The 20,081-nt window shown below is 44.7% G+C and carries 24 protein-coding genes; 13 read left to right on the top strand and 11 right to left on the bottom strand.

Annotation, left to right across the window (positions count from 1 at the left end; genetic code table 11):
* The first annotated feature begins 13 nt into the window (after positions 1-13).
* On the top strand, positions 14-673 hold the full coding sequence (locus V6N89_RS00625) for a hypothetical protein (RefSeq protein ID WP_346993274.1): 660 nt from the start codon (positions 14-16) through the stop codon (positions 671-673).
* Here V6N89_RS00625 and V6N89_RS00620 read toward each other — a convergent pair.
* The 8 genes from V6N89_RS00620 to V6N89_RS00585 all read right to left on the bottom strand — a co-directional run bounded on the left by V6N89_RS00620 (position 663) and on the right by V6N89_RS00585 (position 9,355).
* Positions 663-1,514, bottom strand: a complete 852-nt coding sequence (locus V6N89_RS00620; protein ID WP_338519709.1) for a sensor histidine kinase — start codon at positions 1,512-1,514, stop codon at positions 663-665. The genes V6N89_RS00625 and V6N89_RS00620 overlap by 11 nt on opposite strands.
* Positions 1,453-1,983, bottom strand: coding sequence for a hypothetical protein (locus V6N89_RS00615; protein WP_346993273.1), 531 nt, complete (start codon positions 1,981-1,983; stop codon positions 1,453-1,455). The genes V6N89_RS00620 and V6N89_RS00615 overlap by 62 nt, the downstream gene beginning before the upstream one ends.
* Positions 1,973-2,668: a response regulator transcription factor gene (locus V6N89_RS00610; protein ID WP_338519705.1), complete on the bottom strand. Its 696-nt coding sequence runs from the start codon at positions 2,666-2,668 to the stop codon at positions 1,973-1,975. Before V6N89_RS00610 ends, V6N89_RS00615 begins: the two co-directional genes overlap by 11 nt.
* Positions 2,669-2,775: 107 nt before the next feature.
* Positions 2,776-4,524 carry a tetratricopeptide repeat-containing diguanylate cyclase gene (locus V6N89_RS00605; protein ID WP_346993272.1) on the bottom strand — a complete coding sequence of 583 codons (1,749 nt, stop codon included), beginning with the start codon at positions 4,522-4,524 and terminating at the stop codon, positions 2,776-2,778.
* A 320-nt stretch (positions 4,525-4,844) separates the two neighbouring features.
* On the bottom strand, positions 4,845-6,059 hold the full coding sequence (locus V6N89_RS00600) for an ABC transporter permease (protein WP_338519700.1): 1,215 nt from the start codon (positions 6,057-6,059) through the stop codon (positions 4,845-4,847).
* A 22-nt stretch (positions 6,060-6,081) separates the two neighbouring features.
* On the bottom strand, positions 6,082-7,350 hold the full coding sequence (locus tag V6N89_RS00595) for an ABC transporter permease (RefSeq protein WP_338519699.1): 1,269 nt from the start codon (positions 7,348-7,350) through the stop codon (positions 6,082-6,084).
* A gap of 15 nt (positions 7,351-7,365) precedes the next feature.
* Positions 7,366-8,046, bottom strand: coding sequence for an ABC transporter ATP-binding protein (locus V6N89_RS00590; protein WP_346993271.1), 681 nt, complete (start codon positions 8,044-8,046; stop codon positions 7,366-7,368).
* A 10-nt stretch (positions 8,047-8,056) separates the two neighbouring features.
* Positions 8,057-9,355, bottom strand: a complete 1,299-nt coding sequence (locus V6N89_RS00585; protein WP_346993270.1) for an efflux RND transporter periplasmic adaptor subunit — start codon at positions 9,353-9,355, stop codon at positions 8,057-8,059.
* A gap of 252 nt (positions 9,356-9,607) precedes the next feature.
* Here V6N89_RS00585 and V6N89_RS00580 point away from each other — a divergent pair, with 252 nt between their 5' ends.
* From V6N89_RS00580 to V6N89_RS00565, 4 genes are read left to right on the top strand one after another with little or no spacing between them, the layout of a single operon-like run.
* Positions 9,608-10,174: a response regulator gene (locus tag V6N89_RS00580; RefSeq protein ID WP_346993269.1), complete on the top strand. Its 567-nt coding sequence runs from the start codon at positions 9,608-9,610 to the stop codon at positions 10,172-10,174.
* 8 nt (positions 10,175-10,182) lie between these two features.
* Positions 10,183-10,377 (top strand): sigma 54-interacting transcriptional regulator, encoded by a 195-nt coding sequence (locus V6N89_RS00575; protein WP_346993268.1) that lies wholly within the window; start codon positions 10,183-10,185, stop codon positions 10,375-10,377.
* On the top strand, positions 10,286-11,077 hold the full coding sequence (locus V6N89_RS00570; RefSeq protein WP_346993267.1) for a sigma 54-interacting transcriptional regulator: 792 nt from the start codon (positions 10,286-10,288) through the stop codon (positions 11,075-11,077). Before V6N89_RS00575 ends, V6N89_RS00570 begins: the two co-directional genes overlap by 92 nt.
* Positions 11,067-12,431, top strand: a complete 1,365-nt coding sequence (locus V6N89_RS00565) for a sensor histidine kinase (RefSeq protein WP_338519693.1) — start codon at positions 11,067-11,069, stop codon at positions 12,429-12,431. The genes V6N89_RS00570 and V6N89_RS00565 overlap by 11 nt, the downstream gene beginning before the upstream one ends.
* Positions 12,432-12,446: 15 nt before the next feature.
* Here the strand turns inward: V6N89_RS00565 and V6N89_RS00560 are convergent, their stop codons facing one another.
* Complete coding sequence (locus V6N89_RS00560) at positions 12,447-12,785, bottom strand: hypothetical protein (RefSeq protein ID WP_338519692.1); 339 nt, start codon at positions 12,783-12,785, stop codon at positions 12,447-12,449.
* 205 nt (positions 12,786-12,990) lie between these two features.
* Here V6N89_RS00560 and V6N89_RS00555 point away from each other — a divergent pair, with 205 nt between their 5' ends.
* The 6 genes from V6N89_RS00555 (at position 12,991) to V6N89_RS00530 (ending at position 17,030) form a co-directional block, all read left to right on the top strand.
* A complete protein-coding gene (locus tag V6N89_RS00555) occupies positions 12,991-13,524 on the top strand; it encodes an RNA polymerase sigma factor (RefSeq protein ID WP_338519691.1) in 534 nt (177 codons plus the stop codon).
* Positions 13,514-13,900 carry a DUF6768 family protein gene (locus tag V6N89_RS00550; protein WP_338519690.1) on the top strand — a complete coding sequence of 129 codons (387 nt, stop codon included), beginning with the start codon at positions 13,514-13,516 and terminating at the stop codon, positions 13,898-13,900. Before V6N89_RS00555 ends, V6N89_RS00550 begins: the two co-directional genes overlap by 11 nt.
* A gap of 83 nt (positions 13,901-13,983) precedes the next feature.
* Positions 13,984-15,297, top strand: a complete 1,314-nt coding sequence (locus V6N89_RS00545) for a hypothetical protein (RefSeq protein WP_338519689.1) — start codon at positions 13,984-13,986, stop codon at positions 15,295-15,297.
* Between the two features lie 36 nt (positions 15,298-15,333).
* Positions 15,334-15,579, top strand: coding sequence for a class I SAM-dependent methyltransferase (locus tag V6N89_RS00540; protein ID WP_346993266.1), 246 nt, complete (start codon positions 15,334-15,336; stop codon positions 15,577-15,579).
* A 94-nt stretch (positions 15,580-15,673) separates the two neighbouring features.
* Positions 15,674-16,561: a hypothetical protein gene (locus V6N89_RS00535; RefSeq protein WP_346993265.1), complete on the top strand. Its 888-nt coding sequence runs from the start codon at positions 15,674-15,676 to the stop codon at positions 16,559-16,561.
* Positions 16,562-16,580: 19 nt separating this feature from the next.
* A complete protein-coding gene (locus V6N89_RS00530; protein WP_346993264.1) occupies positions 16,581-17,030 on the top strand; it encodes an HNH endonuclease domain-containing protein in 450 nt (149 codons plus the stop codon).
* Between the two features lie 20 nt (positions 17,031-17,050).
* On the opposite strand, the gene V6N89_RS00525 is transcribed toward V6N89_RS00530, so the two are convergent.
* Positions 17,051-18,139 (bottom strand): hypothetical protein, encoded by a 1,089-nt coding sequence (locus V6N89_RS00525; protein WP_338519685.1) that lies wholly within the window; start codon positions 18,137-18,139, stop codon positions 17,051-17,053.
* Positions 18,140-18,311: 172 nt separating this feature from the next.
* On the opposite strand from V6N89_RS00525, the gene V6N89_RS00520 reads away from it, so the two are divergent.
* Entirely contained in the window at positions 18,312-18,548 is a 237-nt protein-coding gene (locus tag V6N89_RS00520; protein ID WP_338519684.1) for a hypothetical protein, read from the top strand.
* 275 nt (positions 18,549-18,823) lie between these two features.
* Positions 18,824-19,420, top strand: coding sequence for a hypothetical protein (locus V6N89_RS00515; protein ID WP_338519683.1), 597 nt, complete (start codon positions 18,824-18,826; stop codon positions 19,418-19,420).
* A gap of 10 nt (positions 19,421-19,430) precedes the next feature.
* Here V6N89_RS00515 and V6N89_RS00510 read toward each other — a convergent pair whose 3' ends face one another.
* Entirely contained in the window at positions 19,431-20,051 is a 621-nt protein-coding gene (locus V6N89_RS00510) for a hypothetical protein (protein WP_338519682.1), read from the bottom strand.
* Positions 20,052-20,081 lie beyond the last annotated feature (30 nt).

The raw sequence follows: 20,081 nt of genomic DNA, 5'->3' as shown, positions 1-20,081 counted from the left end.
AGGTGAATCATAAATGAACAAAGAAAGTTGTTTAAAAGCGTTTTCACCTTTGCTTACCTTTATTTGTGCAATGTGCTTTGTGGTGGGCTTTATGATGATCTTTTATATCGAGCCTGGTATTCATTTAAATCCGCATCAAAGACTTGATTTCATTTTAACCAATGGTCGCTTTTTTCAGGCTTGGTATGTGGTCATTTTTGTTGTATTTGGGTGTAGCCTGCTTCTGCTAGTAAACACCATCAATCGCATCATTGCCGCTAACCAGGCATGGACCTACCATCTCAGCATGATGTTTGGCTTTATTTGGGCGTGTTACACCATTGCCTGTGGTTTCATTGCCATTCTGTCTATCGAATATTTACTTATGCTACCTAGTGAAGAACAGCGCACCGTATGGTTTGCCATCTATAGCATCCAAATGGGGCTTGGTGATGGCGTTGAATGGGTAGGCGGGTTTTGGCTGTTGGTGTTAAGCATACACGGCTTACAATATCACTTACCTGTGCGCGCTTTGCACTTATTTGGCGCCGGAGTAGGTAGCTTGGGCTGTCTTACCCTTATCCCTTCGCTTGCCAATGCTGGCGCACTGTTTGGCGTCTTACATATATTTTGGTTTATATGGGTTGGCGTCTTATTGTATCGCGCTAGCGCAAAGGCTCGTATTACTGCTTAGGATACACGGTAACTGCGTACGCGATATCACTGCTCTCAATCTCAATATGCCACTGCATAACCTGTGCAATGCGTTTAACCAAATATTGCCCGTGACCCAGCCCCTGATAGTTAGTAGATGGAAATGCATCTACAGCATTTTCAAACACTATTGCATAACCCGCGCGTTCAGGCTCGCTATCCGGCACACTCATTTGTTTAGAGTAAACGCGCATGCTGGCGTGAGACTCACTTTTGCCGCCGTGATAAAAACCATTGTTGATTAAGTTTTGAAACAACAACGTTATCAAATGCCCGTTACCAATACCCAATGCTTTAGGGCTGACGTCTACATCTACCTCAAATTCGTTGTTCGGGTTAGCACCGTATAAAGACAAGAGCGTCCGTTCAATAAAGGGCAGCAGCAAATGAGATTCAAAAATGAGGTTCTCTTTTCTGGCAAGGGACAGCAAGACTTCTACGGTATTTTGTAGAGTACGCGCAGACATAGCGATAAGTTGCCTATCATCTTCAGACATTGGGGTTTGTGCGCCGTCTTGCTGTTGGTTTAACACAAGCGTGTTTTGGATGAGTGCTATTGGCGTGCGCAATTCATGACTCACATCGCTAGCAAAGTCATGTTCTCTGCGCCAAGCCTGTTGTAAAGCTAAAAAAGTCTGTTCAAAAGTTTTGGCCAATTCGCCTATTTCGTCCTGACGTGACGACTCTTCTATCTCACATGGGCGCTCCACTTGCTGAGACGCCACTTTATTTGTAAGTGCGATAATTGGCGCGGACAGTTTAGCTGCAATAAACCAGGTGCTGAGAACAGTAAGCAGGATAACGCCAATTGCAGCACTCAAAAGAAACACACCAAATACCGAAGAAAAATACGCCAGCGCCAAGCGTGTTCTTCGTGTTTAGTAGCACATAGTCGTTTGTAACCAGTAATTTATAGGCATACCCCGCTGCTCCTCGGTATTCAAAACGAAATAAATGCTCGTCAAACAAACTTGGGGTAATAGACACTAAGCTGTTAAGCCCTTCATCGCTAACGATAACAAGGTCAGTTTCCAAGAAGCCGTCTAGTGTATTTTCACTCGCTGGCACGTCATTTTTGGATGTGCTGTTATTGCCAGATTGAGCAAAGTTTTGTGCTTCACTGGTCAAAATATAATGTGACACCCATCCTTCGGTAACATCAACAAATAACGTGGTCATTCTGAAATAGAACAAGTTGATTACGACCACCAAAGCACCAAAACCAAAGAAAAGTTGTGCGCGAATGCCCTTAATGCGCAGCGTAGCTAGTGATGTTTTCTTAAACATCATCCACACCTTCTAGCTTGTAGCCAATGCTGCCAATAGTCGCCAGCGACAGCGAACTGCCAGATTGAGACAGTGCCTTTCGCAAGTTGTAAATGTGTGACTTCAGCGGATTACTCTCAGGCAATTCACCATTGTACAGGGTAGTGATCAAATCACTTCTTGCAACAGGGCTTGGATAAGCATTAGCCAGTTCATGTAAAATTTGAAAGCCCACTTTAGTAAGTTTAATAACTTCGCCATCGAAAGAGGCGGTAATGGCTTTGGTGTCCAAGCAAAGTTTGCCTTTTTGCAATACCGTGTTGGTATGCAGCGTTGGACGGCGAGCAAGGGCTTGGCAGCGAAAGGCCAATTCTCGAAGGTCGCACGGCTTAGTAAGATAGTCGTCAGTGCCCGACATAAAACCTTTAGCTTTATCTTCAAACGCATCACGAGCAGTAAGCATCAGTATTGGCGTTACACGCTGCTGCGCCGATTTGATTTCTTGGCACACCGTCAGTCCATCGCAATCTGGCAGGTTTAGGTCAAGTACTACTACGTCGTAAGCGGTACTCGTTGCCAGTGCAATACCTTGCTTGCCCTTATCTGCAAAATCCACCTGCCAACCAAGACCTTCAACAAAACGGCAAACTTGCTTAGCCAACGCCAAGTTATCTTCGATGAGAAGTATTGATAACGGTTTGTCAGGCATGCTTTCACTCCGTTTGGTTAGCATTGAATGTTTGTCGTTGTTGGCAGCAGCTCGTTATAGCAATAATAAACGCAAAAAGGTGAATTAGCGGTGAATAATTCTGGTGTTTACGAAAAGGCTCGCACGTGATTGCGGCCGTCAGACTTAGCCTGATACAGCGCGATGTCGGCTTGCTTATACAGATCATCAAAACAAGCACTTTTTGTATTGCCTACGGCAACACCAATACTGACGGTAATGGGTGCTTTCGCATAAAACGCCTTATCTGCCACGCTTTCTCTAATGCGCTCAGCGAACGCTAAAGAGGCCTGTTCATCAACATTTGGCAGCAGTATGACAAACTCTTCGCCGCCAATGCGCGCCAGCACGTCCTCTTTACGACACAGTGTGTTTAAGCGCTCTGCAAGCCGGACAAGGACATCATCACCTACATCATGCCCGTGCGTGTCGTTTAGCTGTTTGAAATGATCGATATCCAGCAATAGAAACGCCATTTCCATTGAGGTTGTGCGCATTGTTGAAAGTCGTCTGTCTAAAAAGCGTCTATTACCCACGCCTGTGAGCGGATCGGTTTCTGATGCCACCAGCAGCGACTGATTGGTTTGCTCAAGACGCAGTAGCTTTTGTTGGCGTAAACGCAGCGCTAAAAAAAGTACCAAACACAACAGCGAGATAACCACAGAGGTAAATATGAAGAACCATGAGTGTTGTGCCTCGCGCTCTCGTTGCAATAAGTCTTCTTGCAGTTGAATAAGTTCGCGTTCTGTTTTTAGCTGGCTTTCCAGCTTCTTAATAATGCCCGCTTGTGTTACAGGCTGAATGGTATTTCGACGTGCGATGTACTCGGCCTGCGTGTTAGCGGCATCTTCATACCTGCCAAGCTTAAGCTCTAACATTGCCAAGCTTTCGTACAATGCTATTTCGCTTTCTACCGACGTTTTGTTTTTAACTTCTACAATGCCCGTTCTGTACAATGCTAGCGCTTCATCAAAACGCTCAAGGGTAGTATAAAGCTTTGCCAAACCAAGAAAGGCAGAAGCCAATGCCTGAGGGTAAGCGCCTCCGCGAGGGTCCTCAATAACATGGCGATACATACTAATGGCTTCGTCAGTCATGTTCAGCGCTTGATAGACATGAGCCAGGTTAACGCTCGCTTCACTGTAGGTGAAATCGTAAATGCCTTCGTCGTTATCTAATACGCTTTTAAATAATGCAAGCGCCTGGTCGTATTGCTGAGACTTTAAGTATGATACTCCCAACCCATTTGTGACATTCATTTCCATTGCATAGTTTTTTGTACGACGGTGAATAGCGGCAGACTTTTTGAAATATTCGATGGCCTCGCTATAGTCAGCTTGCGAGTTAAGCACGTTTCCTAGGTTGTTATACACAAGGGCAAGATCGCTAATTTCATCGCTTAACCTACCATGTTTTATGGCTTCAATGTAATACCTAACAGCGTTGTCGTAGTCGACCACTAATTCATAATACACGCCGACCGAACGGTTACAGATAGAAAGCAGATGGGCGTCTTCGGTATTTTGCGCCGCGCTGAGCGCCTGAGAAAGGTAGGTGAAAGCCTCGTTGGTTTTACCCAGGTACATGCTTGCCATACCAAGCAATCGAAACGCCCTTGCTCGGTTATAGTCATCTTCTGACTGCATACTTATAGGCAAGGCTTTTGAAGCATACTCTTCTGCTAGGGCTGGCTCTTGGTACAAATACAGGTCGGCAAGTTCAAGCAGTACAGGCACGCTAGCTACATCATCATTGCTCATTGAGGCAAGCTGCGTTTTCAGGCTTTCAATACGAGCATCATCTGCCATAGCCTGCCATGAAGCGATGAGCAAAAACATCGAGAACAAATTCCGTATTATTGTGATGTGCTTTACTGCCATAAAAACTGCATTGTTGTTATTTAAGTTCTTATTATTGAAGTTGTTATTAGTAAACTTTGACTTCACCAAGCGACCTGTTTAGCCAAAAGGCTAATACTTAGCATTCATTACAATGGGTATATGCCTTCTAGAAGGGTAAGTCAAGAAATAGCGATGGCTGCCACCTGCTAAAGAGAAAAACATGGCTAATTCAACAAAGTGACTGCGTGTTGTAAGCCAATAGATAACAAAAAGCCTAACATAGCTATATTAGGCTTTTTTGCGTGTTAGAGGGTTTATTATTCGTGTCGCAGAGCATTAATAGGGGCACAGCGGGCGACGCGAGCAGCGTTGCCGCCTACTGTAAGCCACGCGATAAGTACCGATATTACGCCTGCGCCAATACAGATTGGAATAAGCCAAAATATGTCTATGCGATAAGGAAATTGCTGTAGCCAACTTAACATTAACCATACTGCTGCAGGCCACGCTATTACGTTGGCAATAGCCACTGGCTGGGTAAACTGCCACACCAATAACTTAACAATGTCACTGACTTCTGCGCCCAAAACTTTACGAATACCTATTTCTTTCGTTCTTCGCTCTGCGCTAAAGGCTGCTAATCCGTATAAACCTAAGCACGCCACTACAATAGCTAGTATTGCGAACGCACTAAGCAACTTCATTTGTGCATTTTCTTGCTGATATTGACGCTCTAGCATGTCGTTAAGGTAGCGCACATTAACTGGTTCAAGCGGCACTACATCGCGCCACACTCGCTCTACTGCTTCTCGCACCGCCTTGTCGTTGTTCGAGGCATAGCTAATGGTCGCCACGCGAAAGCGATTAGGGTCGAGCAAGTAAATAGACGGGCGAATATCAAATTTCACCGAACGGAAATAGATATCAGGAATAACGCCTACCACTCTAAGCTCAGACATACCGCCACCATAGCTACTATGGATAACTGCACCAATAGCACTTTCTGGCGTATCGAAACCTAGCTTGGTAACGGCGGAACGGTTTAGCACAATACTGCCTATCCCCATTCCCTCATCGTCGCCGCGAACAAAAACATCGCTGCTATTGGCCTCATTAAAAATACGCCCCGCCAGCGGTGTTACGTCGTAGTCGTCAAAAAAGCCATACCCCATAGAATAGTAATTAAGCAATGCGGTAACAGGTTCGTTATTGTCGAACCCCGGACGGGTAAAGTTAGTGTTGTTTTCGTTGTCTTGAGATGGTGCTTCTGATGAGTAACTCACCCCCGTTACATCAGCTATTGCCTCTAGCTGACTTTTAAGTGCATCTCGGTTGTCGCGTGCCGAACCAATATCAAGCACCAATTTATTGTTTGTGGTATACCCCAAATCCATATTATTGGCGTGCTGAGTTTGTAGATACACAACCGACGTGCTGATAAGTAAACCAATTGAAATAGCAAACTGACCTACCACTAATGCTGAACGCAGTTTTGATGAACCCCCAGAGTCGCTACTTTTGCTAGCTTTCAATACTCTCCCTGGCATATAACGGCTAAGCACTAGTGCCGGATAACTGCTTAGCACCTAAACCAACCACCAACACAATGCCTGCTAATGACAGCAGTAAATCAGGCGATGAAAACAAGTCAAACGTAATGCTTTTATCTAGCACTTGATTGTAAAACGGCAAGGCAACTTCAACGCCCACAAGCGCTAGCAGAAGTGCAATAAACACCAAGCATATTGCTTCCACCAAAAACTGAACCGCAACCTGCCCGCGACTTGCCCCCAACACTTTTCGCATTGCAACTTCACGTGCTCGTAGCCCTGCGCGCGCTGTAGACAGGTTCATAAAATTAATACAGGCAATAAGCAAAATAAGCAGCGCAACCAAGGAGAAGGTAAACACCATGCGGTCGCTTCCTAGCTCGGTAAAATCACCCATATTGCCCGCGTGTTTATGTGCATGTAGATGAAGCTTTTCAAGAGGCATAAAGCGCAGCTGTACTGAGTCTGTCACCTTTCTCTCACCCATTACGCCACCAGCGTCTTTAGCATTCTCGGCATAAGGACTTTCGTTATTTAGCCAGTAGTCTAAACGCGACTGTGCTTGCTCTACGCTAACGCCTTCACGCAGCTTAAAATAAGAGTACACATTTACGCTGTTCCAGGTGTTTAACAGCCCATCGAAAGTGCTAAACAGCTGAACATCCATGTACACCAACATGCTGATATCTAAATGCGTGTTGTCGGGCAAGTCTTGTAGCACACCAGAAATGGCAAGTTCGATAGGTCTTCCAGCAACACAGCAAAGCGTTAGGGTTTCGCCTATTACGTCGGTGCGACCGAAATAACGAATAGCCGTTTCCTCAGTAACCAATAAATCATTAGGCTTGGCAAAGCTTGTATCAAGCGAACCATGCGCTAACGGTAAGTCGAACAAGTCAAAGAAATATTCTTCGCCCACCAGTACGTTATCCTCAAAGCCTTCACCGTCTTTTCTTATAGTGGTATTCATTGAAAATATTCGCGCGCCCACCTCAATTTCATTGGGCATGAAATCGCGTACGGCTGGCATTACCATGCCCGCACTGCGCACCGTAAGAAATGACGGGCGACCGGGGTTGTGATACGCCGTATGCAGACGCACTACGCGATCTGATTCGCTCATCCATGCGTCATACCCAGACTCTGAGCGTACAAACAGCATGATCAATATGCAGCTCATTAGGCCTATGGCCAAGCCGATAATGTTAATAGCCGAAAACAACGGCTTTTTAATGATATTGCGCCACGCAATAAGAATGTAGTTACTGAACATAATAAACCCTTAGCGCTACGCCGCTTTTACGTTTTCGGTAACAACATGACCATCAAACAAATGAATGGTGCGTCGCGCGTAGTCGGCGTGAGACGGGCTATGGGTAACCATCACAATAGTGGTGCCCTCTTCATTTAGCGCTTGCAACATCTCCATCACCTCTTGGCCATGGGCGCTGTCTAGGTTACCTGTTGGTTCATCGGCCAATATCATCGATTGCCCGCCGACAACGGCACGTGCCACCGCAACGCGCTGTTGCTGACCACCCGACAATTGTCCCGGCATATGCTTAGCACGATGTGCAATACCCACTTTGTCCATCACCTCAGCCACACGCTTTTTGCGCTCGCTGGCACTGATCTTGTGATACAAAAGCGCAAGCTCGATGTTTTCTTGCACGGTAAGCTCATCAATTAAGTTAAAGTTCTGAAAGATAAAGCCAATGTGATGCTTTCTGATTTTAGACAGCTGTGACTCGTTATAGTAAGCAATGTTCTCACCGTTAAACCAATACTCGCCGCTACTAGGGTTATCCAACATGCCCACAATGTTTAGTAAGGTAGATTTGCCACAGCCCGATGGCCCCATTACAGCAACAAACTCACCTTTTTCTATTTCAATATTGACCCCGTTGAGAGCTAACGTTTCTACTTCATCAGTTTGGTAAATTCGCTTTAAATCATTCATTTTCAACATTGTTCGTCCCTCATTTTTGGTCAATATATAAAACTTGCATGTCTAGGTAGTCGGCATAGGAGCTGGTTATCACACGCTCGCCCACTGAAAGGCCCTCTACCACTTCAATTGCGTTATTGTTGCGCCTGCCTAAGCGCACATTACGGCGCGTGGCTTGTGAGCCATCGTTACTGAGCACAAACACCCAGTTGCCGCCTGTGTCTTGATAAAACGCACTGTTTGGAATAAGTACCGCTTCGCTCGCATCGCCAAGCGTTAGCTTCATTTGTAAGGTTTGTCCGCGGCGTATGTCTGTTGGCTGCTGCTGGTCGAAAGTAAGATCTACTTCAAACTGACCGTTTTGTACCTGCGGATAAATTTTGCTGATAGTCAGTTGGTATTCGTCGAACACCGCGGTTTGCCCTAAATCGACGCGAGGCAAATAAAACTCATCCACCAGCACGCTTACTTTAAAGTCGTCTGGTGTGTCTATTTGGCCTAAGCGTTCGCCGCGACCAATGCTTTGCCCTACTTCAACGCTAAAGCCAGAAAGCTTGCCGCCCACCGGCGCTCTTACGTTCATGTTCTCTAGGTTCTTGCGAGAGATTTCTAGGTTGTGCTCTAGGCGTTCGCCAGTGCTTTTAAGAAACGCTAGCTGCGACTCTTGCATTCTGGCGTCCGACGCCTGACTTTCTTTGGTTAAAGCCAAGCGCTGCTGATACCAATACAAAGAGTCGGCTGTGTCGTCATACTGTGACTGGCTGATGGAATTAGACGCAAGAAGCGGTGCTTCACGCTCTAGCTTTCGGGTAAGTAGCTTTATTTGGTATTCAATATCTACAAGGTCACTTTTGTGCTGAAGGCGATTTTGCTCAAGGCTAAGTTCAATACTGCGAATATTATTAAGCTGCTCGGCCACGCGAGCTTCGTTGCCTAACACACTAAGCTGTAAGCTGGCATTCGACAGCTCTACAATTAAGTCGCCAGGCTCAAGCTGAGCTCCGTCTTCAACCAAAATGCGTTCAACTCGCCCGCCCTCTATCGCATCTAAGTACAAGGTACGACTTGGCACTACGCGACCTCTTACCGGAATAAAGTCTTCAAACGTACCGCGCGTTACAGTGGCTACCGACAAGCGCTGCCCGTCGACAGACAGGCTTTTGCTTTCGAATGTGAAAGCCTTATAAAAGCCAAAGAGCACCGCTAGTGCAACCAACGCCAATACATAAATTTTTGCATACCAAGGCTTGGCTTTTTTCACCTGCCTGTCCATGGTCGCGCCTGAATGTGACGACGTGGACGTTGTGTTTACGCGCTTAAGTTGAGTCATGGTGTACCTTTGTTTTGCCTGCTATGTGCGTACATGAGCTGAGTATTGGCGTAGCCTTTGCTACCTCTTTGTTGCTTATGCTCATGTGAAACAAGTTTGTGTTGGGCTCACTAACACAAGAAGCGTTCCAAAAAACATAAGCATATGATTTAAAACAACTTTAATGAATTAACACAAAAAACAGCCTGTCGCATTGTGTACGTTTATGAACAGTTGGTGTACGTTAATGAACACTAGAACGGTATTGAGGTTATGATGAAGCAACAAGGAAGCGTACTGCTGGTAGATGATGATGAAGATATATTGGTAGCTGGCAAGCTACTGCTTAAACGCTTCTTTTCTGATGTGAGAATTTGCAACCAGCCAGAGCACATTCCCACGTTACTAAGCGAACATCGCTTTGATGCCATTTTGTTAGACATGAATTTTGGCCCAGGCGAGAGCAGCGGTGAACAAGGGTACAACTGGTTAGATAAAATTATCTCGTTAGACCCACAAGCCGTCGTCATTATGATTACCGCTCATGGCGGCATTGATACCGCCGTAGAGGTGATGAAACGCGGCGCTACCGACTTTATCGCCAAACCTTGGCAAAATGAAAAGGTGATAGCCACCGTATCGTCGGCAGTCAAACTGGGGCAGTCGCGCGGCGAAGCCAGTGCTCTTAGGCAAACCAACGAAACCCTTACCAAACTGACAAGCAGACAGTCTCAACCTTTTATTGCCAAGGCTACGGCAATGCAGCTAGTGATGAATATAGTAGAGCGCTGCGCTCCTACCGACGCCAACGTGCTAATACTGGGTGAAAACGGCACCTAAGCAAAGAGGTGATCGCCAGAGCCATTCACGAAAAAAGCAGCCGCAGTAACAATATTTTTATTACCGTAGACTTAGGCGCAGTGCCAGAGTCGATATTTGAAAGTGAGCTGTTTGGGCACAAAAAAGGCGCATTTACTCGGCGCTATGGAAGACCGCGTTGGGCGTATTTTAGCCGCGAACGGCGGTACGCTGTTTTTAGATGAAATTGGCAACCTACCCATGCACCTACAAGCCAAACTGTTAGCGGTGCTGGCTCAGCGAGAAGTTACCCCCGTTGGCGCCAACAAAGCCACGCCGTTTAACGTGCGTATTCTAGCAGCGACCAATATGCCTCTTACTCAGCTGCGCGACGAACGCCGCTTTCGACAAGACTTACTGTTTAGGTTAAATACGGTAGAGCTTAACTTACCCGCACTACGCCAACGACAAGAAGATATTCTGCCCATAGCCAATATGTACTTAGCCGACTATGCTCGCAAATACGCAAAAGACGGCATACGTTTAAGCCCTAGCCTACAAGACGCTTTTAATGCGTATTCGTGGCCTGGCAATATTCGCGAGCTAAAACACGCCATAGAACGCGCGGTAATTTTATGTAGCGGTGAAGAACTTAGCCTTGATGACTTTCAGCTACAGGCGGTATCGCCTCACATAAACACCCCTAGCGCACATGTTGCAGAGGCAGGAAACCATACTGCGGATATTATGAATGACGCTGCAACAAGTACCCCGCCACAGCAGCCTGCGGGGGGCGCTGGCGAACAGTTCAACCTAGAAGACATTGAAAAGCAGACAATATCGAAAGCGTTAAAAGCGTATCGCTACAACATTAGCCATGCTGCAAAAGCGCTTGGATTAACACGAGCAGCTCTATACCGACGGATGGAAAAACATGGGCTTTAATCGATTTTCGCTTTTACTGAGCGCACGGGTTGCGTGCCTTATGGTGGCAGTAGCGCTTTCGGCCTACCTATGGTTTACGCCCGGCTATACCGCAACGTTTTTTCTTACCATGGTTATTGTCATTGCACTGGCATTTGAAACCCGTAAGTTTGTGAGTAAAACCAATGCTGAGCTAACCCGTTTTTTAGAATCGGTTCGCCATGGCGAACTTACTCAGCGCTTCTCGTACCCCGAATTTGGCAGTGGCTTTGAAAAGTTGGGCGAAACTTTTACTAGCATTTTAAGCGACCTTCAACAAAAGCGGACGGAACAAGAGCAAACACTCAGGCATTTAAAAGCCTTAGTAGAACAAGTGCCTGTACCGCTGCTAAGCCTTTATGAAAATGGCGACCAAAGCGGCGAAATAGTGCTGTGGAACCACACGGCGCGAAAGCTTTTTGGCTCAGTGCTGGTAAAGAACAAGCGTGATTTAGCGCAGTTCTCGCCAGACCTTGCCACAAAACTTGTGAACATGCGCCCCGGTGAAAAAGAGTTGGTAGAGTTTGAGGCCGACGGCAGCAAACATAAGCTTACCGTGTCGGTGTCGCATATTATTATTGCGGGCAAACAAGAAAAACTAGTTAGCCTACAAGACATTAATAGCGAACTTGGCTTAGCACAGTTGCAGGCTTGGCAGGCACTTGTGCGCGTGCTTACCCATGAAATTATGAACAGCATTACGCCCGTTGCATCGCTTGCCGATACCACATCACACCTAGTGAAAGACATAAAACAAAACTATCAACACAGCAGCGCACTACTAGATGAGCTAAATGACGTAGAGCACGCCGCTGACACCTTATCGAGACGAAGTAACGGCTTGATGCAGTTTGTTGGCAGCTATAAAAAACTGACGCGATTACCCGAACCACATTTAGCACCCGTAAAGGTTAACGAGTTACTTGAACAAACCGTAGCGGTGTTTGCTCAAGCATGGCAGAAAAAAGGGGTTGCGATAGACATGCAGCTGGGTGCAGCCCCTATTCAAATAAACGCCGACAGACACATGATTGAGCAAATTATTGTGAACATTATGCATAATGCCGAACATGCTGTTACTAGTATCGCCAACCCTAAAGTTACCATTAGTGTTCACTTAACTAAGCGCAGTAGATGCGTAATAGAAATTGCCGATAATGGCGCAGGTGTTCCCGAAGAAATCATTGGCAAAGTGTTTGTACCGTTTTTTACCACCAAGCGCGAAGGTACTGGTGTGGGGTTAGCCCTAACGCAGCAAATCATGGTGGCCCACGGCGGGCAAGTAAACGTAAAAAACCAACCAAACGGCGGCGCATGCTTTAGTTTGGTGTTTTAACAAGATGCTGACACCCTACAATTCAAAATCCGGCTCGTCGGTTGTCGCATTAGTCACCTCAACTCGGTACGTGGATCCCACGTTTCCAACGCAAAGCGTTGCTCGGCGATGAGATTCAGAGGAATCATCACTTTCTTTTACTTCGGGTTTGTCAGTGTATACAAGCGAATTTTCTGCAGCAACGCACCGCTTATGCCTTATGGCCTCTTTTATGTCATCTTCGGTTTTACACCAATGAACTGTCTTCGTGCACTGCGCGCAAAATCGGATATCAGAAGTACCTTCAATTTTGTTCAAGGTAAACCAACGTTGTTCACATTGGTGAACCATGTAGCGTCGTTCAGTCTTTTTCATCCCATATCCTTATGTTCACATCCGTGTTTTCTACTTATTTTGAGGTTAGCGTAATTAATATGATAAGAACAGAACATAAAAACCGCGAACCCAAAACCCATTAGCTTCGTCTTTATATAAAACGATGAGGGCATTCAATGTTAATACCACTACTACTGCTATTGGTTACTTTCCTTATTGATGTACTTGAGATTGTTATAAACCAATGACAAATGCAGGCATAGAGCTACTGGTAGTAGAGCTTCAATTTGGCAACAAAGCGGCGCTGGGTAAGCTGTATGCGCATTTTCATGTAGCCATGCGCAAGTACGCCGTATTGCGAGTAAAAGACAGTATGGTGGCAGACGATCTTGTTCAAAATGTGTGGGCGAAAGTCGCCAAGCGCGTAACCAAGTTAAACGATGTATCGCTGTTTAAAAGCTGGCTTTATAAAGCGCTGCGCTGGGAAATTATCGACTGGTATCGCGCAACTAGCAACGAAGTATTACATGACGGTCATATACCAGAAAAAGCCATTGAGCTGGTATATAGCGACCCCTTATCGCCGTTAAAGCATCTGTTAAGCCTGCCCGCAAACGAACGGGATGTTGCAGAGCTGTTTTACCTAAACGACTTAAACATAAAGGAGATAAGCCTAGTGGCGGGCATTCCACTAGGTACGGTGAAGTCGCGATTACACCGCGCACGCGCCTTACTTAAACAACGCATTTCTAGAACGGAGTACGGTTATGACGAATAATTCAGACGACGATATTAAACGCTACCTTAAGCAGCAATCGCAAGAGCTAGACAGCATGCTAGGCGACGGCTTAACCGATTACCTTAAACTGGGTTTTGCCAGCAACTTTTCAGGCATCATGAAACTGGGTTATGCCATAGCTATAACGCTTTCTATCGCTTTATTTTACTGTGGCTATCAGTTTTTCACAGCGCCAGAAGCCACCCAAGTTTTCTGGGGCGTACTGCTAATACTGAGCTTTAATGCCCAGGTAGCCACCAAGCTTTGGATATTCATGCAAACCAACCGCAACATGCTTTCAAAAGAAATGCGCATGATGGAAGTAAGGCAGCGAGCCTGGTTTGACGCAAGAGATACTAAAACCCAAGAGCAGTAAGCTTTTTGAAGTTGCATTGTTCTGTGCAATTGAAGGTGATAATCTGGCCGCACTAAAATGGACTTGGTTAGGTTATCTCTTCAATGAAACATGTTGTTTGGTTTATTTCTCTTTTGCTTGCGTTTTCGGCAGGCTATTTTGTTAATCACTTTTCTTCTGAAACACTGCCTTTGGATGGGCAGCCGAAGAAATCCATGTCAGCGGAAAAAGGGGCTGCTGAAGACAAGCGCTTATCTGCCACCACTGCAACCGCACGTGCATCCACGCCAAATACTGAAGAAAAAGAAAACGACGATGAAGAAGCGGCGACTGCCAGTGAACTTGCACAGCAGCTAAAGGCGCTGGTCAATCGCGACCCTATGTCGCTAACCTTTTCTGACATGGCAAACATATACATGTTTGTGAGTAATTTATCTGAGGCCCAGTTGCTTGCAATTATTCATGATTTATCTAGCAAAGAATCCGAAGAAAACCAGACAGTATTTACCATTTTTTATGGTCGCTATGCTGAATTAAACCCGCCCGCGGCGCTCGACTTTGCAATGACCGACATGGCAGATGAGCAGCTTAAGAATATGTTGTTAAACATAAGCTTGGTAAACCTAGCCAAACAGGACCCATTAGCTTCTTATGAACGTTTTGTAGCGCTTACTGGGAAGTCTCAAGGAAATGAGGGGATTAGTAAGCAACGTCTATCTAGTAGCCTAATAGCAACGTTTTCTGGTTTAGCGAAACAAGATTTGTCGCTGGCAATTGATAAGTTGAACGAATTGAGTCAACTAGGACATGGAGTCACGATGCCGCTGTGGGGGCTCACTCAAGGCCTCGAGTCGAAACAGGAATTCTTGGACTTACTTACACTCACCGAATCCTTTGACAACCATGAAATAGAAGATGGCATTATTAGCGAATGGGCAAGACGTGCCCCCGAACAAGTAGGAGAGTGGCTTCTTAAGGACTATTCTGGCGAACGCCTAGAGCAACTCAAGGACAACTTTGTACAGACGTGGGGATATAACGACAGAGAGAGCAGTGGTAACTGGCTTGTAGATAATACTGCACCTGATAAAGCCGGAAAAAAAGTTGTCAATTTTCTGCGATCTTGGGCTTGGGACGAACCTGAGGCCGCTATGCAATGGTTCACTAAACAACCTGACGCGATTTACAATCAGAAAACATTTGCTGACTTTGTTAATGACGCAGCTTATCGCCAACCTCAATTTGCAATGAAGTACATGAGTTATCTTGATAGCAAAAAAGACCAACAGCGACTTTCAGAAACTATCTATCGGAGTTTAAAACGTAAAAGTACTCAGCAAGCCAACGACTTTTTGGAGCAATCGCCATTTAAAGATGAAATTCTTGAATTTGATAAATATGTGGAAGAATCATTATAAAATCGAATCTAATCAAGCTGCGAACTAGTAACCATTTTGACTAAGAATATCACCTACTATTCCGCCAATGCTTCTGAACTGGCAAAGCAATATAACAGCGTGCCGTTTGATGAAGTGCATAAGGCATGGCTTAACGAAATTCCTAAAGACGGAATGGTGCTTGATGTAGGTGCGGGTTCAGGTCGAGATGCTCGCTATTTGGCAGCAAAAGGCCTTGGTGTGGTAGCCGTTGAGCTAAGCAAATGGCATTCGCGAACTTGCCCAGCAATATACTGTTGCTAACCCCATTCATTGGATTGATGACTCACTACCAGAACTTACTGAAGTTTTTCGACTACAAACCAAGTTCGACCTTATTTTACTCAGTGCTGTGTGGATGCACATTGCGCCATCGTCACGAGAACGCGCCTTTAGAAAGCTTTCTTCACTACTAAAACCCAACGGCAAACTAATTATTTCGCTGCGCCACGGAAACTGTGACGATGAGCGCACCATGTACGACGTTTCAGCAGATGAACTAGCGCAGTTTGCTAGCCAGTTCGGCCTGACCTATCGACTGCTTACTAACGAACAAAGCGCAGATGCATTAGGGCGTGATGATGTTACATGGCAAACGGTTATGCTTACGTTGCCAGATAACGGCACGGGTGCATTTCCGCTTATTAGAAACATTGTCGTAAATGACAGCAAATCATCTACCTACAAGGTTGGCTTGCTTAGATCGTTACTTAGAATAGCTGAAGGCCACCCGGGGGCCGTTATTGAACAAACCAATGAACATGTTGTACTGCCTGTTGGGCTAGTTGCCCTGTACTGGCTTAAACTTTACAAACCGCTTGTTGATCAGTTCGGTATGCAGCAAAACAGTAACTCGAGCAAAGGACTGGGGTTCATAACAGAAAATGGTTGGCGTCGCCTTACATCCTATACGAGCAACCACTTTTATATCGGTGCATTTTACTCGGATATGGATGTTGTGAAAGGGCTACATCGAGCGCTCATGAAGATTTCGTCAACTATAGAAAAAATGCCTGTGGGGCATATAAAAGTACCAGGAACAAAAGAAAGTGTATTCCAGGTAGAACTTAATAAAAATATACGCCCCAAGACCGATCTGCTTTTAGACTTCAGCTTTTTGTCATCGCTAGGCAAGTTTTATGTTCCTGTGCATATTTGGGATTCTCTAACGCAATTTAGCGTGTGGATAGAGCCTGCATTAATTAATGAATGGTCTTCGCTAATGGCTAGGTTACGGGCGCAATAAAGAGCACAAATTTAGCAAGGTGGATTACCTAAATGCACTTAAGTGGGAAGACCCTGAACGCACTACCGCAAAAATTCGTAAGCGCGTAAGCGAATTAATGGCCGATGAAGAAGTAGCATGTTGTTGGTCTGGAAAAAAGCTAATGGCCCCAAATTACGCCATTGATCATGCCTTCCCTTTTGCCCGGTGGCCCAACAACGACTTGTGGAATCTTCTGCCCACAAAAACCCAAATAAACGCAAAGAAGTCAGACAAACTGCCTACTGGCTTAAAGTTATCAAGCTCTAGAGAACTGATAGTGCACTGGTGGAAGCAAGGCTGGCAGCACGACAAGAATGAGTTTTTCAGCCAAGCAAATTTAGCACTGCCAAACCTACGCCCCGACAACACTAATTTTGATGATGTGTTTGAAGCATTTATGCTTCAGCGCGATCGAATAAAAGCGCTGCAGCAGTTGGAGGATTGGTAGCAAAACAAAACGTTAAGCCGCTAACGCAACGCTTTGTTCATCCAACGTTGAAAATCGTGCTGCATAGCAACAATGCTTTTTCCGTAAAGCTTTTCAACATCTTTTGCAGAAAGCTCTTGGCAGCCGTTTTTTGACTCAACAAGAAGCAACCTGCTCATAAATGGTTTATTTTCCGACATTATGAACGCAACAAAAGCCCAACTTGTTGCATAGTATCGTTTCGGTTCCTGCCTCCACTTATTCCTTGACCCATTTAGCAATTGATTTAACGGTACAGGTTGCACTTTTTTTAGATAACTATACCAATCACTTTTATGCAAACCTTCAGGGTATTCAGCATATTCGGCCATGCCTTCATTTAGCCAAATGACCATCTGCCCATACCAATGACGATTGATGGTGTGCACTAGCTCGTGAGTAATCGTTGCCACTGTCTGGCTATCACTGCGAATGAGGACTGATGATTCGTTACTATTCGCTGAATAGAAACCTGTGCTTGGCGACAAATTTGGCGCAGTAGCCTTTTGGTTAAGTTCATATAACGCTTTGCTGTCGTAGCTCTTAACTTTTGCAATTACAGGTACAATAGACTCTTCAGGGGTCACAGCGGCAAACACTTTCATTGCCTGCTTTACTTTTTTAAGCGCGTTGGCTCTTATTTCGTAAGAGAGGTTTTGAGAAAGGAAGTTGATAGATATTGCATCTGGCTTGATTGTGCCAGCAACTTTCACAGAAGTATTACCGTTGATATCTCTTGGCTTGTCGCTTATGTGGCGAATACCCTTGCCATCTGTCCATGTGTAAATCGTCTTGGCTGAAGGGGCGGCCCTCTTGTCCATACAAACATGATTTGTATGCGTGGCAAAATCAGCAATATCGATAGCGTTGTTTTCGGAAACACTGCTTTCGACTTCGAGGAGATGAGAATATGAAGGGTTTTCCTCTACTTCAAACAACTCAACCAGTTGCTGTGACATACTAAGCACATCATGCAACCAGCTGGGCAAATCTATTTTGTCTTTTGCAAAATAAGCAACGCCAAGACCGTTGATGCAGACCACTGCGAACAGAAGAAAAACTTTAAGACACAAACCTTTAGCGCTTTTCATCGTAATTCCTTTTACTAACTACTTTTTGCTTGTTTTAGTTTAGTTAAAAGCTCCATACGCTTTGAGATAAAAAACAATTCATAAGTACAGAAAGCGATAACCAATTGACCTTGCCCAGCCAACAAGGCTGTGGCTGAATAACTGTGATAATTCATTTATTCAAGGAAGAAACATGAAGGTAATTTCAATAACGCTCGCCCTGTTATTTATCTCCTCTAATACGACTGCAGCTACTCATTTTACCCCGACTAAATATGCTTGCTCAGGGATCGAACAACGAATTGATACCATCAAGTCAAAGATGCGTGCGGGTTATTCAGCTAGAGAAGGCGAAGTATTAAAAGCCGAACTTCGAGAATTAAAAGACAAACGTTACGCGTGCAAAAAGAAAGGCTTATCTGTTGAATAGATTCTCGAGAGTACAATATTGCAATTGTTTCTATTTGCGACTCTTTAAAATCACTTCTTAAGAAGTCTAAATTGTTAAGTTTTGAATAAAAGGTTGGGAATAATCCATGTTGTTAGAGTTATTAGCTTTGATCATTTGTTTTTTCTTTTACTTCGCACCTCTTTTTTTGTTTTGGTATCGAGGAACTGCTAGCAAAGAAAAAGTTCTCATAAAGAACAGGTACTTGAACACGTCATTGGTAGGGTTAATTGTCCGGCTAGCACTAAGCAATTTCCATGACTATATTGCTTGGCTTGGTCGTTCTCGGTCAAATGGCAACGCTCTACAAAGTGTTAGTTTCAATTTTGTTAATTGGTCTTCTCCTGCTAACTATTCCACCCTTGTTCTTTAAGAAACTAAGAGGAAATCTAGCAACTCCAATTCAAGGAAGAGGGTCAGTCGGCTTTTTGGATAGTGAAAGAGTATCACTTCATATAAAGGGTACAGAAGAATTGGATGCACATGACTTGAATGACATTATCGATGAGCTGAAAAAAATTGAGGGTTTAAAGAAGATAGAGCTGACTTCTCACTTACTATATTCAAAAACAGAAGGCTTTGGATATCGATTCATTTTTAAAATAAAACCTGATTTAAATAGCGAGAGTGTTAAACACATAGGCAACAGAAAAGCTCCTTTCTTAGTCAGGATAAAGGTCAAAAGACTTTTGAAAAAAAGAATAATAATTAACGAAAAGCTCCTTAAGGATGAAAAAGATGAAAGCGCTCGACTTAAAATAGAAAAAAGGCTTCTAAGGTCTAAAGTGAAGCTGTGTAACTTTGAGAAAAAGCCCATTGAATCAACCTATACTATAGACCTTAAGCAAGTTTGAAATATAGCACTTATCTTGGGTGATCAACCAACTTATGAAAAACCTCTATCGCCTTTTCAAACGATTCGCCATGTTCAAAATAGAGTTTGCTTAGGCGGCTCTTTTTTATTTGGTAGGCGTTACTAGCAAACGCTAACGCCTCTCTGAAGCTCTCAAACGCTTGCTCATATACCGTGAACACTTGGTGCTGCGGTGCAGCAACGCACGTAAAGCTACCATTTACTTCATAATCGAAGCCTGCAAAACGAATTCTTGAAAAGGCTTCTTTACCTAAGCGTATACCACCTTTAAGACTTATTTGAAATGCGGCATCCATTTCTTCAATTTCTTCCATGCTCCAATGGTTAAAAACCCTAATTGCTTTGGCGTATTTTTCAGATAGGAGCTTTTTTACAACACTTACTCTGTGTTCCAAAGTGCCGTTGTTTTGGTTCTTCAGAAGGTCATGGCATTCAATACACGTAGGAACTGAAATAAAGTCGGCCTCTTTACTCACCTCGCGCCATTCGTGAATAAACTTCACAGGTGGAATAAAGTCGTTAAGAGCCGACTCGCAGCCGCAATAAACACAACGATGAAAATCTGCCGAATGCACTGCGCGCAGTGGTGAGTAGTACTTTTCGTAATTCATATGTTGTGCATGTTAAGTGGCACTAAGGAG

This window comes from Alteromonas gracilis, from assembly GCF_036870955.2.
GTDB classification, from domain to species: domain Bacteria; phylum Pseudomonadota; class Gammaproteobacteria; order Enterobacterales; family Alteromonadaceae; genus Alteromonas; species Alteromonas gracilis_A.
This window is presented reverse-complemented; position numbering and strand designations above follow the sequence as displayed.

Bases quoted from the DNA above. Each gene is read 5' to 3' on its own strand.
- V6N89_RS00625 (WP_346993274.1), top strand. From the start codon at position 14: ATGAACAAAGAAAGTTGTTTAAAAGCGTTTTCACCTTTGCTTACCTTT.
- V6N89_RS00615 (WP_346993273.1), bottom strand. From the start codon at position 1,983: ATGATGTTTAAGAAAACATCACTAGCTACGCTGCGCATTAAGGGCATT.
- V6N89_RS00610 (WP_338519705.1), bottom strand. From the start codon at position 2,668: ATGCCTGACAAACCGTTATCAATACTTCTCATCGAAGATAACTTGGCG.
- V6N89_RS00605 (WP_346993272.1), bottom strand. From the start codon at position 4,524: ATGTTTTTGCTCATCGCTTCATGGCAGGCTATGGCAGATGATGCTCGT.
- V6N89_RS00595 (WP_338519699.1), bottom strand. From the start codon at position 7,350: ATGTTCAGTAACTACATTCTTATTGCGTGGCGCAATATCATTAAAAAG.
- V6N89_RS00590 (WP_346993271.1), bottom strand. From the start codon at position 8,046: ATGTTGAAAATGAATGATTTAAAGCGAATTTACCAAACTGATGAAGTA.
- V6N89_RS00585 (WP_346993270.1), bottom strand. From the start codon at position 9,355: ATGACTCAACTTAAGCGCGTAAACACAACGTCCACGTCGTCACATTCA.
- V6N89_RS00580 (WP_346993269.1), top strand. From the start codon at position 9,608: ATGATGAAGCAACAAGGAAGCGTACTGCTGGTAGATGATGATGAAGAT.
- V6N89_RS00565 (WP_338519693.1), top strand. From the start codon at position 11,067: ATGGGCTTTAATCGATTTTCGCTTTTACTGAGCGCACGGGTTGCGTGC.
- V6N89_RS00560 (WP_338519692.1), bottom strand. From the start codon at position 12,785: ATGAAAAAGACTGAACGACGCTACATGGTTCACCAATGTGAACAACGT.
- V6N89_RS00555 (WP_338519691.1), top strand. From the start codon at position 12,991: ATGACAAATGCAGGCATAGAGCTACTGGTAGTAGAGCTTCAATTTGGC.
- V6N89_RS00550 (WP_338519690.1), top strand. From the start codon at position 13,514: ATGACGAATAATTCAGACGACGATATTAAACGCTACCTTAAGCAGCAA.
- V6N89_RS00545 (WP_338519689.1), top strand. From the start codon at position 13,984: ATGAAACATGTTGTTTGGTTTATTTCTCTTTTGCTTGCGTTTTCGGCA.
- V6N89_RS00535 (WP_346993265.1), top strand. From the start codon at position 15,674: ATGCACATTGCGCCATCGTCACGAGAACGCGCCTTTAGAAAGCTTTCT.
- V6N89_RS00525 (WP_338519685.1), bottom strand. From the start codon at position 18,139: ATGAAAAGCGCTAAAGGTTTGTGTCTTAAAGTTTTTCTTCTGTTCGCA.
- V6N89_RS00520 (WP_338519684.1), top strand. From the start codon at position 18,312: ATGAAGGTAATTTCAATAACGCTCGCCCTGTTATTTATCTCCTCTAAT.
- V6N89_RS00515 (WP_338519683.1), top strand. From the start codon at position 18,824: ATGACTATATTGCTTGGCTTGGTCGTTCTCGGTCAAATGGCAACGCTC.
- V6N89_RS00510 (WP_338519682.1), bottom strand. From the start codon at position 20,051: ATGAATTACGAAAAGTACTACTCACCACTGCGCGCAGTGCATTCGGCA.